Raw genomic sequence first — 14,290 nt, 5'->3', positions numbered from 1 at the left:
TCGTAACAGGAAAAGGCCGGCACCTCCTCCCGCCGGCCTTTTCTTTTGCCTTGACCAGAGGCGGATGAGGAAACCCATCCTTTACCTTATCAAGGCCCTTGAATTAGAATCCGATAGCCCGTATTTGACGCATCGCCGAACGACAGAGCGGATCACGGAGAACGAAGCTTCACCTTGATCCAGTTCAGGCAGACGTGCCGTTGTAGCTCAGCTGGTTAGAGCGCCGGATTGTGGATCCGGAGGTCGCTGGTTCGATCCCAGCCAACGGTACCATTGGCCTTTCGCGTAAGAGGCTGATTTTCCATCATAAATTCGGGATTTTCATTACAGGCGACGCCTACCCCGAGAGGTCTGCGACCTCGACGGTCGCGGCGAATTCGTGCGCGGGTATCGCCGCCGCCGTTTTTGCTCCGTTGCCAGACGCCGAATTGATCGAGCCGCGTTGAGGCGCTGATCACTGCCTCGACCGCGCGCTTGAGCGTTCTGCCGGCACTGGCCTGCTTGCCATCCTCGCCGAGATCGCCGGCGGTTCGCTCGTCTTGAACGAGCTCGCCGAGACGCGCGCCGGTCTCCTGTCCACCCTCATGCCGCCGCCGCGCTTGCGCACGGTCAGACATCTAGCGGCCATCAACGCGTCCGTTCCAGGCGATCGCGCAAAATGCTCCATGCGAGCAAGACGTTCGGCGCATAACGGACCACGTTGTGGAACGAGATCGGCGATGGCGGAGCGAAGGGAAGCGGCAAGTCGCCCGCATTCATTCCCCCGGCCCAATCGGCGAGCGCCTTGCCCATCGCCGTAGTCATGGCGATGCCGCGGCCGTTGCAGGCAAAGCCCGCGATCAGTCCAGGACCGAGATCGACGAGGCGCGGCAAGAAATCAGGCTCGACGGCCGCCATGCCGGACCAGGAATATTGCAGCGGCGGGACGTCCGGCAGCTCGAGATGCGTGGCGAGGCGCCGCCAGATCGCTTGCGGCACCCGCGTTTCGGCGCCGGCGCCGACAACATGCATGCCGCCGCTGATCAGCCTGTTGTCGCTGTCGAAGCGAAAAGTCAAAAGGTTGCGTCTCGTGTCCCCGACACCCTGTCCGCCAGGCAACAGCCGGCTGCGTATGGAGCGCGGCAGCGGCGCCGTCGCGATCTGGAATATCCGAAGCGGGATGTAAGTTTTCCCGAGAGCCGGATCGAGCTCCCCACCATAGGCGTTTGTGGCGATCAGAACCTTTCCCGCCCGCACCGATCCCGACGGCGTCTTTAACGTCCAGCCTTGCGCAGTCCGCTCGATCGCCGTCACGCGGCTGTGCTCGAAAATGCGGGCGCCAACTTTTTCCGCGGCGTCCGCCAGGCCGCGCGCGTAGGCGACCGGATCGAGCAGGCCGCCGGAACGATCCATCCAGCCGCCGGCATAGCCGCGCACGCCGGTAAGTTGCTCGACGGCTTGCCTGTCGAGCGTGACGGCGGGCCTGCCGCGCGCCGCCCATTGGCCGGCCCGGGCTTTCACCTTTTCGAGGGCCGCAACCGAATGCGCCGGCTGGATCCAGCCGTTCTGCAGGGCGTGGCAATCGATTCCGTGCCGCTTGACGAGGTCGAACACCAGGTCGGCGCTGCCGGCGGCAAAGTCGATCAGGCGTCCGCCGTGGTCCGGGCCGAGATGGGCGATGATGGCGGACGGATCCATCTTGGCGAAGTTCGGCACGACGAAGCCGGCATTGCGGCCCGTCGCCCCCCAGGCGATGATCTCTGCTTCCAGGAGAGCAACGGAAATGCCTCTCTCGGCAACGTGGAGTGCGGTCGACAGGCCTGCGAAGCCGCCGCCGACAATCGCCAGGTCGACGTCGAGCCGGCCTTCAAGCGGCGGCCGGTCGCGGCGATCGCGAGCGGTGGCATGCCAGAGCGATAGGCCGGTTGATCGCTGCGTCCGGCTCATGGGCCGCTGCTCTCCGGGGCTTGGCTCACAGCCTTCTTCGTGCGAACGCGGCGCGGCCTCTCGCCGAGCAGGCCGCTCGGCCTGACCAGCAGGATGACGCATAGCATCACGCCAATAGCGACGATCTGCAGGGCGGCCGCGCGCGCCTGCTGCTCAGGCGAGAACAGCACGCTGGTGAACGCGCCCGAGCCGGCCCATATCGCCCAGACCAGCACGCTGCCGGCAACGGCGCCCAGGTTGTTGCCGGAGCCGCCCACGATCAGCATGACCCAGACCTGGAAAGTGAGGATCGGCAGGTAGTTGTCCGGCGCGATGAAGCCGATGAAATGCGCCTGCAGCGCCCCGGCGAGCGCCATGATGGCGCCGCCCACCGCGAAGGCCTGCACGCGGTAGAAGCGCGCGCTCTTGCCGAGCGAAATCGCTGCACGCTCATCTTCGCGCAGCGCCTTCAGGACGCGGCCCCACGGGCTGCGGGAGAGATGTTCGAGCGCGAGGTATGCGGCGAGCGTCACCACCGAGACGATGGCGAGGTTAGACAGGTTGAAGAGCAGCGGCGTTTCGGCGAGGCCGCCAAAGGGCCGCGGAATGAAGCCGATACCGAAAGGGCCTCCGGTGAGCTTCTGGGCATTGAGCGCGACCAATTGCACGACCACCGCAACGCCGAAGGTGGTGATCGCCAGGTAATCCGATCTAAGACGCAGCGTGGCGATGCCGGTCAGCGCCGCGGCAAGGCCGCCCACCACCATCGCGCCCAGCCAGCCGATGAGGATCGGCAGCTCGAAACCGCCAAGCCGCGCGGGATCGGCCGGCGTGGTGAGCAGCGCCGAGGTGTAGGCGCCGATCGCGACAAAGCCGGCGAGCCCGACATTGAACAGGCCGGTCAGCCCCCATTGCAGGTTCAGCCCCAGTGTGATCAGCGAAAAGATCAACGCCGTGGTCAGGAAGAAGGCGCCGTAGCCGACGAGATCGATCATCTTTCGCGAATCCCGAAGAGGCCGATGGGCCGCACAAACAGCACTGCCATCAGGATGATGAAGGAAACTGCCGCGCGCCATTCGGCGCCGATCAGTTGCACGGCGCCGGCCTCGGCCAAGCCGATGATCAACCCGCCAAGCACGGCGCCCGGCACGCTGCCTATGCCACCCAGGATGGCGGCGGCAAACATAGGCAGCAGCATGTCGAAGCCCATGAAGGGTCGGATCTGGATGAGAATGCCGATCATGACGCCGGCCACGCAGGCCAGTCCCCCGCCGATGATCCAGGTGACACGCACGACCTTGGCGACGTCGATGCCGACGACGCGGGCGAGCGCCGCGTTCTGGCTGAGCGCCTGCATGGCGCGGCCAGTCTGCGTGCGCGTAATCAGGAGATGGACGCCCGTCACCAGGAGGGCGGTCAGCAGGAGCAGGGCGATCTGGTCCGGGGTGATGCGGATGCCGAGCCCGACCGGCATGGCGATCTGTATGGCCCGGCTGAAATAGGTAGGCCGCGACGTGAACGTGAATTCGAGCAGGCTTCTCAGCGCCATCGAGGCGCCGAAGCTCGCCATCACCACGATGATGGCCTGGCCCTGCTTGCGCAGCCGGGAAAACAGCACCAGGTCGAGCAGCAGCGCGAGCAGCCCGGTGAAGGCCATCCCGACGACGAGCGCCACGATCAGCGGCCAGCCGAAGGAGAGCGAGCCGATCGGCGCGACCTTGCCGAACATTGCGCCGATGGCGCCGACGACAGCGAGCGTCGCGTAAGTGCCCCAAGCCATGAAGTCGCCATGCGCGAAATTCGAGAAGCGCAGGATCGAATAGGTCAGCGTGACGCCGATGGCGCCGAGGCCGATCATCGAGCCGGTCAGCAGTCCGTCGACGATGAATTGCAGGCTCATGCAGCGCTCCCCTTGCCGGAGGATATGGCCTTGCCGTCGCTCTTCGGGCGCTGACCAAGATAGAGCTCCGCGACCACCGGATCGTTCCAGAGTTCGGCGGCGGCGCCTTCGTGCCGGTCCTTGCCTTCGACCAGCACATAGGCGCGGTCGCCTATGGCAAGCGCCGCCTTGGCATTCTGTTCGACCAGAAGGATGGTGACGCCGGATCTGCGGATGGCGCAGAGCATCTCGAACACCATGGCGACGAATTTTGGCGAAAGGCCAGCCGACGGCTCGTCGAGCACCAGCACCTTCGGACGCACGATCAGCGCCCGCGCCACCGCCAGCATCTGCCGTTGCCCGCCCGAGAGGTTGCCGGCTGCCGTTTTTCGCTGCCGCTCGAGATCGGGGAAGGCCGCGTACATCTCCGCGATGCGCGCCGGGATTTCGCGTGGCTTCAGGATGCCGCAGGCAACCTTCAGATTGTCTTCCACCGACATCAGCGGAAAGACGTTCTCGGTCTGCGGCACGAAGGCGAGCCCGAGGCGGACCATGGTATGGGCGGGCGCCGAAGTGATGTCCCTGCCGTCGAGCAGCACGGTGCCGCGGCTGATCGGGACGAGGCCGGCCACTGCCTTGATCAGGCTCGACTTGCCGGCGCCGTTCGGGCCGAGAACGACGACGATCTCGCCCTTGTTGACGGTGATCGAGGCGCCGCGCACGATGGGCACGCCGGGCTCATAGCCGGCTTCCAGATCGTGGACGGCCAGCACGACGTCGCTCATGCCGCGCCTCCGAGATAGGCTTCAATGACGCGCGGATCGCGCGCCACCCCGTCGGCCGTTCCTTCGCATAGCAACTCGCCGCTCGCCATGACCAGGACGCGATCACAGAGCCGCGTCACCATGTCGATGTTGTGCTCGATCAAAAGGAAGGTGATGCCGCTTTTGTTGATGTCGCGAATGCGGTCGATGATGACTTCGAGCAGAGTGGCGTTGACGCCGGCCGCGGGCTCGTCAAGCAGGATGATCGCCGGGTCGGCCATCATCACGCGGGCAAGTTCGAGCAGCTTGCGCTGGCCGCCGGAGAGCACGCGCGCCGGCTCGTGCGCCAGCCGGGTAAGCGAGACGAGCTCGAGAAGCTCGGTGGCCTTGGCGGCGGCTGCCTTCTCCTCGGTGGCGACCCGCCACGGCATCAGGAAATTGGCGAGCAGCCGCTCTCCGCTCAGTCCCTGCGCGGCGAGCATGACGTTTTCGACCAGCGTCAGATTGGGCAAGGGCCGGGGGATCTGGAACGTGCGGCCGAGGCCGCGGCCGATGCGGCGGTGAGCGGCCTCGCCGGCGACGGGCACGCCGCCGAGATAGATCTCGCCGCTGGATGGCAGGATGCTGCCGGCGAGCAGGTCGAACATCGTCGTCTTGCCGGCACCGTTCGGGCCGATCAGGCCGAGGATCTCGCCCGGACGGACATCGAAAGAGACATTGTTGACAGCGACAAGCCCGCCGAAGCGCCTGACGACATTCTTCGCCGCCAGGACCGGCGCCTGGGCCTCCGCCTCATGCCGCTTTTCCGTCTCTCCCATCATTTCCTCAGGCCGGAAACGTTCATCGCTTCCTAATTTTGATATGTGATCACACTTGCTTTGATCACGCTATTCGGCTTTAATTTTCTCTGCAAGCCGAAAACAGGCCGGCCCGCCAAAAAGGGCGCCGGCAAAAAAGGGCTAGAGTCGGGAACGCCATGCAAAAGGCAGCCGTGGAGCGGAACAACGAGGTTCTTGCCGCGCAGCTCGCGCCCGTCGGTCGCGAGACCGTGCAGGACCGCGTCTATTCGGAGCTGCGCCGCGCGCTCATCGGCGGCCTCTTCGAGCCAAGCCAGGTGCTCACTATCCGCGGCCTTGCCGACGCGCTGGTCACTTCGACGATGCCAGTGCGCGAGGCGCTCGGCCGGCTGATCACCGAAAAGGCGCTGGAGGCGCTTCCCAACCGCTCAGTACGCGTGCCGCCGATCACGCTGGAGCGCATCGATGACCTGCTGCGCGCCCGTGTCCTCATCGAGGGGGAGGCGATCTCGCTCGCCGCCTCCCGCATGGGGCCGCGCCAGATCGCGACCATCGAGGCCCTGCTGCGCGAATGGGACGAGATCCGCGCGCTGAAGCACAAGAAGGACGTCGACCGGGAGGTGACGCTCAACCAAAGCTTCCATTTCGAAATCTACCGTGCCTGCGGCTCGGCGGTGCTGATCCCGATGATCGAGAGCCTCTGGCTGCAATCCGGACCGTGCATCCGGGTCGCCATCTACGCCTTTTCCGAAGCCGGCGAGGTGGACACCGCACATTATCACCGCAGCATCGTTGCCGCGCTTGCGGCGCAGGACGCGCAGGCCGCGCGCGAGGCGCTGGTGGCCGATATCAGCCGTCCCTTCGCCTTCCTGCGCGACAAGCTGCAATCCAGGGCCAGAACGGAGTGACATGACAAGACGCGCCATAAAGATCACCGAGTCGCGCTCCGGCCTGTCGGCAACAGCGCTTCTGCAGCCGGAGAAGGCGCCCGACAACGCTGGCTTCCTGTGGGCCTATCTGGAAGAGCCGCGCGTGGTTGCCGGCATTCACGCCATGTGGACGGGTCCCGAAATCTCCTGCCCGATTCCGCCTGCCCATCTCGAGAACCAGGCTTATGCGCGGCCTTTGCCGGCGGAGAATGCGACGTTGACGCCCCAGCCCGGCGACATCGTGCTCTCCTACGTGCCGGCGCGCATGTGGGGCGGCAACCCCAACGCGATCTTCGACATCGGCCTGTTCTACGGGCAGGGCGCGCGTTTGCTGTTTCCGATCGGCTGGCTGGCTGGAAGCGTGGTGGCCCAAGTGCTGCCTGAGCAGCGGGAACAGTTTGCAGCGGCCTGCGGGATCATTCGTCGCAACGGCGCCTGTGACGTCACCTTTGCGCGGGCGGAGGCCTGAATGGCCGGTCGCGACGACAGTTTCGAACTCTTCGACCTCCGCGTCGAGGCGGTCATCCCCGAAGGCAAGCCGATCTATTGCGGTGCCAAGCCGGGCGATCATTTCGAGCTCAGGGGCGAGATGCTGTCCATGCCGCCAGGGCAGGGCTTCTCGATCTATTCCATCGCCGCCGTCCTGCCTTTGCTCGCGGCAAAGCAGCGCCCGACGCATCCGAACGACTGGATGACGTCGGATGCGGAGATCGCCTGCCCAGATCCCAACTGTGCAAGCCGGCTCAGGATCGTTCGGCTTGGCAAGCGGCGCTTCAGCCACGCCCAAACCACGGCCGTGCCGCTGCCGCCCGACAGTGAAGACAAGAGCGAGGACAAATGATGGCAAGAACGTTCGAGCTCAGCCCCGGCTACACGGTCTCGCGCGTCATCCGCGGCGGCTGGCAGCTTGCCGGCGGGCATGGCGCGATCGACCGGCAGCAGGCGGTTAGCGACCTGATCGCCACCTTCGATGCAGGCATCTTCACCTATGACTGCGCCGACATCTACACCGGCGTGGAAGAACTGATCGGGGCCGCCCGGCTGCGGCTCGCCAACGAACGGGGCCTCGACGTTGCCGCCCGGATGAAGGTGCACACCAAGCTGGTGCCCGACCTTGAGCGGCTTGCCAGCATCAGCCGCGATTACATCAGCGGCATCGTCGACCAGTCGCTGCGGCGGCTGAAGACCGAGCGGCTCGATCTCGTGCAATTCCATTGGTGGGACTATTCGCAGCCCCGCTACATCGACGCGATGGGCTGGTTGAACGAGATACGGGCCGAGGGCAAGGTGCGCAATGTCGGCACGACCAATTTCGATACGCAGCGCCTGTCGGAAATCCTGTCGGCCGGCGTGCCCGTGGTCAGCCAGCAACTGCAATATTCCGTCCTCGACCAGCGTCCGGCGAAGAGCCTTGCAGGACTTGCCGTGGAGAACGGTGTCAGCTTCCTCTGCTATGGGTCCGTGGCCGGCGGCTTCCTCAGCGAGAAATGGCTGGGTGCCGCCGAGCCATCGATGCCGCTCGAGAACCGCTCACTGATCAAGTACAAGCTGATCATCGACGATTTCGGCGGCTGGGACCTGTTCCAGCATCTGCTGGGAACGCTGAAGGCAGCAGGCGACCGTCACGGCGTCGACATCGCCACCATCGCCAGCGCCTGGGTGCTGGAACAGCCTCAGGTGGCGGCTGTCATCGTCGGTGCCCGCAACCAGGCGCATGCGCTCGCCAACGCGCGGATCATGGAGGTCGTGTTGTCCGCGCAGGATAAGTCGGCCATTGCCTCGGCGATTGCCGAGAGCCCCGGGCTCGAAGGCGATGTCTATGCGCTGGAACGAGACCGTCGCGGCCGCCACGGCTCGATCATGCATTATAACCTGAACGCCGGCAGGAATTGAGCACGGTCATGGACGTTTCGCTTCTTTCCCGTGCCAGCGCCGAGGTCGTCGATCTGCACCGCTTCTTCGTAGACTGGTTCGACAGGAGGCGAGCCGACACGACCGATTTCGCCCGGTTCGAGCACGTGATTGGGGAAGGGTTCTCGATGATCCCCCCGAGCGGCCAGTGGCTCGATCGCGACGCGGTGCTCGACCATGTCCGGGCCAGCCGTGCAACTTTCGACGGCGACTTCGCCATTTCGATCGAAGACATCCGGCTGGGATGGGGGACGGGCGACGTGATTGTCCTCACCTATATCGAGGCGCAGCGGCACGCCGGCAAGCAGAGCCGGAGGCGGTCGAGCGCCGTCTTCACCACCAATTCATCGGCACCGAACGGCGTCGAATGGCGACATCTGCATGAAACCTGGCTGCAGATGCCGGAAGACTGAACAGGCAAAGCAGGTAAGTCGTCTAACGAAAGGGGAACAGCTATGAAAATGACAAAGAAACTATTCCAGATCGGCACCGCGCTTGGTCTGCTGATGGCGGCTAGCGCGGCGCATGCGGCCAACTGCAAGATCACCGTCGGCCTCGTCATGGAACTGACAGGCCCGGCCGGCGAATACGGCCAGGCTGGCGCGAAGTCGGTCGAGATGGCGTTCCGCGACATCAACGATGCAGGCGGCGTGCGCGGCTGCGATCTCGCGACCGACACACGCGACAGCCAGAGTCAGGGCAACGTTGCGGTCGACGCAGCGACCCAGCTCGTGCAGGTCAAGAAGGTGCCGGCCATCATCGGCGGCATCATCTCCTCGGTATCGATCCCGATCCTGACCTCGGTCACCGGACCGGCCAAGATCGTCCAGGTGTCGCCGGCTTCGTCCTCGCCGACGCTGACGACGCTCGGCCGCGACGGCAAGACCAACGGCATCTTCTTCCGCACCATCACCTCGGACGCGCTGCAGGGTGTCGCCGCCGCCAAATACGCCATCGACAAGGGCTTCAAGAAGCTGGCGATCATCCACGTCAACAACGACTTCGGCGTCAACATGGTGGCCGAATTCTCGCGTGCCTACAAAGCCCTCGGCGGCACCATCGTCTCCGACACGCCTTACAACGAGAAGCAGTCGAGCTATGCTTCGGAAGTCACCGCCGCGATGGCCGGCGAGCCGGACGGGCTTTACCTGGTCAGCACGCCCGTCGACGGCGCCACCATCGCCCGCACCTGGATTTCGCAGGGTGGCGTGCAGAAGTTCCTGCTCAATGACGGCATGAACAGCCCAGACTTCATCGACTCCGTCGGCGCCGATTACTTGAAGGATGCCTACGGCACGTCCTCCGGCACCAGCCCGACCGCCTCGACCGAATATTTCAACAAGAATTACAAGGCCTTCTCCGGTATCGAGCCGTCGAACCCGGCAGCCGACCGCTCCTACGACGCCGGCGCCATCGTCGGACTTGCGATTGCCCTAGCCGGCTCCGAGGAGCCGGCCAAGATCAGGGACGCGATCTACAAGGCCGTCGATCCGGCCGGCACGCCGATCTATGCCGGCAAGGAGGAGTTCGCCAAGGCGCTCGGCCTGATCAAGCAAGGCAAGCCGATCCGCTATGAGGGCGTGATCGGCCCGGTGTCCTTCGACAAATACGGCGACATCACTGGTCCGTTCCGGCTGTGGAAAATCGTCGACGGTAAGGTGGCCACCGACGGCGAGATGACGACGGACGACGTTAATGCCCTGCAGGCGAAGCTAAACAAATGAGGCGTTCGACACGCAAAGCTGGACCCCGGATTGCTGATCCGGGGTCGAGCGGCCGCGTATAAGTAGTCAGTGTAAATACCCATTTCCCACCATCTTGCGTTTCTGGGGTCGTCTGACGTCAGAATTTGAGTGCCCGAATGCTACTGCATGTCGCCCAGAAGTGTGCAGCGGTTCTGGGACAACGACATGCGTCAAAACAAAGATTTAGAGCGCGTCGCCTGAATCCGGTTCAGCGCGACGCGCTTTAAGTTCAGCGCCCATCCCGGCCGTTCACGGTGGAAGCTGAGCATCCTGCGAGCGGACCGGCCGCTTCGCTCGGCTTGCGGCACGTCGCACCGGGATCTGGTGATCGACCGGGAGTTTTGTCGCATCATTCAGACCAAAAACGAGCCGCCAAGACGATCTGCGCATAAATCGTAATCGTCTGGCTCGACCGCAGCTAGCCGCTGCCGGTCGGTTAAGCTTCTATGACGCGATAGCTGGGCGGCTCTTTTCTGGTCGGGCTTGGTCATACCGATCCTGCGCCCAGCAGCAGCGTCGCGGCACACCGTCTTCGGCGAATGAGCCTGGTGATGCGCCGGACCATGGCGGAGTGGCATTTGACGATCTCGGCTCAGGTCGGCTTCTGGCGCTGATGCATCAGGACATGGCGGCCTTCGGGAAGACGGGAGGGGAGAGGGGGCTGTCACGGCGAGAGGCAGAGACATTACGACCGGTCGGGTTCTACGCCTGACCGCATAGATCACGCGTCGCCAACCAGGGCGGGGACGGGGGTATTGTCCTCGCACTCGTTGAGCGATCTGTCCGGGCTGCTGACCCAGCCAGCCCCCAGCAGCCCGGCGCGTGAGAAAGGCCGCCGCTATCGGATCAACACGCCACAGCCCTGGTCCGATACGGCGGCCTTTCGTATCGAATGGATACACCATCGAGCCGAATTTGCCGGCGCCGATCAGGCCCACCCGCACCGGACGGCAACGATCCGCACGTTCGGCAAGCAGGGTATGAAGGCCGATGTAAGCTGACAAAACGCGACGCCAAAAGACAATTAGCGCTGAAAAATGCTCGGTGCAGCGAGCATGTCTTGTTTTGTCCAGCGACAACCATTCTTGCATGCCGCGTCAAAGTGACGAATTGCTTGCGTATGAATTCGGCTACACGGCACAATTCGGAAGTTGAGAAGAGGGCGATCTTCGACCGCCTAGAGCAATGCGACCGATGCCGCGAAGGCTTTCGGGACATCAAAGAGCCGGGTTCGGGCGGGCTATGGACGATCTCAATCTGCCGGGATGGGTAATTGAAGATGCGAAAGCGCTGAAAAAGCATCCTGAATTTCAATCAGCCCTTCGGCTTCACGCGGAACTCGTATCCAGCAACTTTGAAAAGACCTCTTCGCTCATCCGGATCATGAGTGAAGAGGCGCGCTACGTGATTTGTATCGCGTTGCTGGCGATGTATTACTCGCGGGATCCTCACGATCCAAGTTCGGGTGCTACCCTCACACGCCTCCAGGCCTTCGCCGCCGAGTTCGGGCTAACAGGACCAAATCGCGTTGCCGCCCTCGTCGCCCTTATGAAGCACGCCGGCTATATCAATCAGGTGCGGGCGCATTCTGATCGGCGCGTAAAGCGTTTTGAACCGACCGAGCGCGGTCTCGCCGTCGCAACCGCCAGCACCTTGGCGACATTGAAGCCGATCCAACTACTCGCCGATGGCCACGATTACATTCAGATTATGCGAGATGACCCGCAATTTGTAGGCAGGTACTATTCAGAAGGCCTGCGTCTTTACGCGAACGGCGCACGGCTGGTGTCAGCTCTTCCAGAATGTCATCTCTTTCAGACGCAGAATGCTGGGCGCGAGGTGATGTTCAAGCTTTGGATTGCTCTGACCGACAGGGGGCGGGCAGAGCCGGCTATTGTCTCTTGCTCGTACGGGCATCTCGCGCGCTGCTTCTGGGTTTCGCGCGGACACGTCAGACGCATGATTGAGAAAGGGGAGCAGCAGGGACTATTCGCGCTTCATGCCCCAGGCGGGCAGGCAATCGAGGTTCTCCCAAGCTTTATCGAATTGTACGAGACGCTGACCGCTCTCGAATTCGCGCTGATGCTACGGGCTGCCCGCCAGGCCAAATCGTCGGCAGGACGAGCCGCTCGGGTGTGTTGGTAGCCCGGATAAACCCTCCTCGTGCTCCGTTGAGGTTAACAAGAAAAGATACCCACCAAAATAGTCATATGCCGATCAAAATGACCATTTGGATATGGCTATCTCCTTCGTAAGAGACCCGCGCGCCCGTCGCAATGTCGGAGAGTAAAATTCTCTCAGGCGGACACGGTAGTTCAAAGTCAAAGCTCGCGATGAACGCTGGCTTGGCACTTTAAGCCGATAGCCTTGCAAGACGCCTGGAACGCCAGCGGAGCAGCCCTGAACGGGTCGTTTGGGATTTTTTCGGAGATGAGGAGACGTCATGCAGGAACGGGCGCTGGCCCGCTCGCACCAGTCGGTAGTGAATTTTGAGCTACAGGATGCCGACAGCCTAGCGGATCTTCTCAATCAGCGCTTTGCGCCTGTGAGGATAGAGCCTTTCAAGTCGAGCGATCGCTTCACGATGTCGGGGACGTATGGCGTCGTCGCTGGTATCGATTTCAGCCGGAGCGTGGTCAAAGGCGAGTTCAAACTGATACCGCAGCGGCACTACGATGGCGTGTTCTTCTTCTTTCCGACCGCCGGCAACATGGTCGTCCATCAGCATCGGGACAGCTTCGCCAGCTCGCCGACCGCAGCAGTCGCGGCCGAGGGTATGGCCAGTCGCTCGGTGGATTTTCTGTCCGATCACGCCTTTTGCGGTGTCGTAATCGATCGGCCGTTGCTGACCGGACGGTTATCGGTTCTGCTTGATCGTCCGATCGTTGAGAAGCCGATCTTCCAGCCATCTATCGACATGGGTTCCGGAGGCGCCAGCGCGCTGAGGTCATTGGTCATGTGCATCACCAGCCCTGAATTTGGTCCGCAGCTCAACCGCGCAAGCCTGACCGCCGACCGGATCCGTGAAGCCCTTGTCGATCTGGTACTCGAAACCTGGCCAAACACCCATTCGGACATACTGCACCGACCACCGCCAATGATCGCGCCCCAGCATGTGAAGCTCGCACTCGATTTCATCCATGCGCATGCCGAGCTGCTTCCCAGCGGGACGGAACTTGCCAATCTCTCGGGCGTCAGCCTTCGATCGCTTCAGGCCGGCTTTCAGCGTTTCGTGGGTGTTTCGATTGGCGCATATCAACGGCAGATCCGGCTGGAGCGCGCGCGGGCCGATTTGTTTCGAAACCCGACGGCCTCCATCGAGGTCATTGCTTTGCGTTGGGGCTTCACCAATGCCGGACGGTTCAGTCGGTACTTCAAGGCGGCTTACGGCCTTTTCCCAACAGAACTGCTTCGCCAGAAGCCCTAACTAAATGACCTTGCGAAATTGCCGCCGCGATGCGTCCGCGAAAAATACCGCAGCTTCCCGAGCCTGATGCACCGCGGCACGTGGAATGATCTCGCTGCTCCTTACCAAATCGTTCTCGTCATGAATGTGATAACGGTCGCGGCCAGTTCGCTTGGCGTAGTATAGAGCCTTGTCGGCGAGTTTCATGGTCTGCTCAAGCGTACGTTCTGAGCGATGGCCAGCCACCCCGATACTGATCGTGAGGTCGATGCGGTGGCCGGCAATGACTCTGCCGGAATGCCGCATGGCTTCGCACAGACCGTCCGCCACGCTGCCCGCATCGTAGTCCGCTACCCGCGGCAGAAATACGCCAAATTCCTCACCACCGAGCCGTCCCACCAACGCATCAGTCGGCAGGGCAGTTTTGAGGACTTGTGCGAGGCACTTGAGCGCTTCGTCTCCGACGTCGTGTCCGTAGGTGTCGTTGATCGATTTGAAGTGGTCCGCGTCGATCATCAGGAACGCCCCGCCGCCCGCCAGCTGTTGGCGTACTTGCCCCAGTAGGTAGACTCTGGAAAGCACGGTTGTGAGCGGGTCATAGCGGACGCAATTGTCGAGATGATCTATCGTGATGGTGAGCAGCTTGAGGATGCTAAGGGCGCCGGCAGCGATTGGCGGCGCGATAACCAGCGGAATGATCGTGGCAAGTGCGAGAACGCCCCAATAGGCTTGTGACGGCAGCCCGGGCATGAAGGCAAGTGCAATAGCTATCGACACAACTGGAGCCGCGACCGAGATCGACGTGATGATCGCCGATATGACGACTATCTGACGATTCGACGTGATTCGAAGAAGCGGCGGCTGGATGTCCATGCGTGCAGCGTAGGAACAACACAGTTACTCGGACGGTTTCCGAAATCATTAGAACTTTAGACAACCCGCATCGGGCAGTGA

The 14,290-nt window shown here is 62.9% G+C and carries 15 protein-coding genes and 1 tRNA gene; 10 read left to right on the top strand and 6 right to left on the bottom strand.

The window, feature by feature from the left end; genetic code table 11:
- The first annotated feature begins 196 nt into the window (after positions 1–196).
- A tRNA-His gene (locus RFM98_RS06605) sits at positions 197–273 on the top strand.
- Between the two features lie 354 nt (positions 274–627).
- Here the strand turns inward: RFM98_RS06605 and RFM98_RS06600 are convergent.
- Genes RFM98_RS06600 through RFM98_RS06580 form a run of 5 tightly spaced genes read right to left on the bottom strand, consistent with a single transcriptional unit; the run spans position 628 to position 5,366 of the window.
- A complete protein-coding gene (locus RFM98_RS06600; protein ID WP_320308082.1) occupies positions 628–1,926 on the bottom strand; it encodes an NAD(P)/FAD-dependent oxidoreductase in 1,299 nt (432 codons plus the stop codon).
- Positions 1,923–2,900: a branched-chain amino acid ABC transporter permease gene (locus tag RFM98_RS06595; protein ID WP_320308081.1), complete on the bottom strand. Its 978-nt coding sequence runs from the start codon at positions 2,898–2,900 to the stop codon at positions 1,923–1,925. Before RFM98_RS06595 ends, RFM98_RS06600 begins: the two co-directional genes overlap by 4 nt.
- Positions 2,897–3,805, bottom strand: a complete 909-nt coding sequence (locus RFM98_RS06590) for a branched-chain amino acid ABC transporter permease (protein WP_320308080.1) — start codon at positions 3,803–3,805, stop codon at positions 2,897–2,899. Before RFM98_RS06590 ends, RFM98_RS06595 begins: the two co-directional genes overlap by 4 nt.
- Positions 3,802–4,569 carry an ABC transporter ATP-binding protein gene (locus RFM98_RS06585; protein WP_320308079.1) on the bottom strand — a complete coding sequence of 256 codons (768 nt, stop codon included), beginning with the start codon at positions 4,567–4,569 and terminating at the stop codon, positions 3,802–3,804. Before RFM98_RS06585 ends, RFM98_RS06590 begins: the two co-directional genes overlap by 4 nt.
- Complete coding sequence (locus RFM98_RS06580) at positions 4,566–5,366, bottom strand: ABC transporter ATP-binding protein (RefSeq protein WP_320308078.1); 801 nt, start codon at positions 5,364–5,366, stop codon at positions 4,566–4,568. The genes RFM98_RS06585 and RFM98_RS06580 overlap by 4 nt, the downstream gene beginning before the upstream one ends.
- Positions 5,367–5,524: 158 nt before the next feature.
- Between RFM98_RS06580 and RFM98_RS06575 the strand changes: the two genes are divergently transcribed.
- The 9 genes from RFM98_RS06575 (at position 5,525) to RFM98_RS06535 (ending at position 13,357) form a co-directional block, all read left to right on the top strand.
- A complete protein-coding gene (locus tag RFM98_RS06575) occupies positions 5,525–6,253 on the top strand; it encodes a GntR family transcriptional regulator (RefSeq protein WP_320308077.1) in 729 nt (242 codons plus the stop codon).
- A 1-nt stretch (position 6,254) separates the two neighbouring features.
- Entirely contained in the window at positions 6,255–6,743 is a 489-nt protein-coding gene (locus RFM98_RS06570) for a DUF3830 family protein (RefSeq protein ID WP_320308076.1), read from the top strand.
- Positions 6,744–7,115 (top strand): TIGR04076 family protein, encoded by a 372-nt coding sequence (locus RFM98_RS06565; RefSeq protein ID WP_320308075.1) that lies wholly within the window; start codon positions 6,744–6,746, stop codon positions 7,113–7,115.
- Positions 7,112–8,167 carry an aldo/keto reductase gene (locus RFM98_RS06560; protein ID WP_320308074.1) on the top strand — a complete coding sequence of 352 codons (1,056 nt, stop codon included), beginning with the start codon at positions 7,112–7,114 and terminating at the stop codon, positions 8,165–8,167. The genes RFM98_RS06565 and RFM98_RS06560 overlap by 4 nt, the downstream gene beginning before the upstream one ends.
- Before the next feature lie 8 nt (positions 8,168–8,175).
- Positions 8,176–8,598: a DUF4440 domain-containing protein gene (locus RFM98_RS06555; protein ID WP_320308150.1), complete on the top strand. Its 423-nt coding sequence runs from the start codon at positions 8,176–8,178 to the stop codon at positions 8,596–8,598.
- Positions 8,599–8,646: 48 nt separating this feature from the next.
- On the top strand, positions 8,647–9,909 hold the full coding sequence (locus RFM98_RS06550; protein WP_320308073.1) for an ABC transporter substrate-binding protein: 1,263 nt from the start codon (positions 8,647–8,649) through the stop codon (positions 9,907–9,909).
- Between the two features lie 791 nt (positions 9,910–10,700).
- Complete coding sequence (locus RFM98_RS06545; RefSeq protein WP_320308156.1) at positions 10,701–10,931, top strand: hypothetical protein; 231 nt, start codon at positions 10,701–10,703, stop codon at positions 10,929–10,931.
- A 241-nt stretch (positions 10,932–11,172) separates the two neighbouring features.
- Positions 11,173–12,075: a winged helix DNA-binding protein gene (locus RFM98_RS06540; RefSeq protein ID WP_320308072.1), complete on the top strand. Its 903-nt coding sequence runs from the start codon at positions 11,173–11,175 to the stop codon at positions 12,073–12,075.
- 298 nt (positions 12,076–12,373) lie between these two features.
- Positions 12,374–13,357, top strand: a complete 984-nt coding sequence (locus RFM98_RS06535) for an AraC family transcriptional regulator (protein WP_320308071.1) — start codon at positions 12,374–12,376, stop codon at positions 13,355–13,357.
- On the opposite strand, the gene RFM98_RS06530 is transcribed toward RFM98_RS06535, so the two are convergent.
- Positions 13,358–14,209: a GGDEF domain-containing protein gene (locus RFM98_RS06530; RefSeq protein WP_320308070.1), complete on the bottom strand. Its 852-nt coding sequence runs from the start codon at positions 14,207–14,209 to the stop codon at positions 13,358–13,360.
- Positions 14,210–14,290 lie beyond the last annotated feature (81 nt).

The sequence above is a fragment of the Mesorhizobium australafricanum genome (assembly GCF_033977265.1).
Classification (GTDB): Bacteria; Pseudomonadota; Alphaproteobacteria; order Rhizobiales; family Rhizobiaceae; genus Mesorhizobium; species Mesorhizobium australafricanum.
This window is presented reverse-complemented; position numbering and strand designations above follow the sequence as displayed.

Coding starts and splice junctions, on each gene's coding strand:
- RFM98_RS06600 (WP_320308082.1), bottom strand. CDS start 1,926: ATGAGCCGGACGCAGCGATCAACCGGCCTATCGCTCTGGCATGCCACC.
- RFM98_RS06595 (WP_320308081.1), bottom strand. CDS start 2,900: ATGATCGATCTCGTCGGCTACGGCGCCTTCTTCCTGACCACGGCGTTG.
- RFM98_RS06590 (WP_320308080.1), bottom strand. CDS start 3,805: ATGAGCCTGCAATTCATCGTCGACGGACTGCTGACCGGCTCGATGATC.
- RFM98_RS06585 (WP_320308079.1), bottom strand. CDS start 4,569: ATGAGCGACGTCGTGCTGGCCGTCCACGATCTGGAAGCCGGCTATGAG.
- RFM98_RS06580 (WP_320308078.1), bottom strand. CDS start 5,366: ATGGGAGAGACGGAAAAGCGGCATGAGGCGGAGGCCCAGGCGCCGGTC.
- RFM98_RS06575 (WP_320308077.1), top strand. CDS start 5,525: ATGCAAAAGGCAGCCGTGGAGCGGAACAACGAGGTTCTTGCCGCGCAG.
- RFM98_RS06570 (WP_320308076.1), top strand. CDS start 6,255: ATGACAAGACGCGCCATAAAGATCACCGAGTCGCGCTCCGGCCTGTCG.
- RFM98_RS06565 (WP_320308075.1), top strand. CDS start 6,744: ATGGCCGGTCGCGACGACAGTTTCGAACTCTTCGACCTCCGCGTCGAG.
- RFM98_RS06560 (WP_320308074.1), top strand. CDS start 7,112: ATGATGGCAAGAACGTTCGAGCTCAGCCCCGGCTACACGGTCTCGCGC.
- RFM98_RS06555 (WP_320308150.1), top strand. CDS start 8,176: ATGGACGTTTCGCTTCTTTCCCGTGCCAGCGCCGAGGTCGTCGATCTG.
- RFM98_RS06550 (WP_320308073.1), top strand. CDS start 8,647: ATGACAAAGAAACTATTCCAGATCGGCACCGCGCTTGGTCTGCTGATG.
- RFM98_RS06540 (WP_320308072.1), top strand. CDS start 11,173: ATGGACGATCTCAATCTGCCGGGATGGGTAATTGAAGATGCGAAAGCG.
- RFM98_RS06535 (WP_320308071.1), top strand. CDS start 12,374: ATGCAGGAACGGGCGCTGGCCCGCTCGCACCAGTCGGTAGTGAATTTT.
- RFM98_RS06530 (WP_320308070.1), bottom strand. CDS start 14,209: ATGGACATCCAGCCGCCGCTTCTTCGAATCACGTCGAATCGTCAGATA.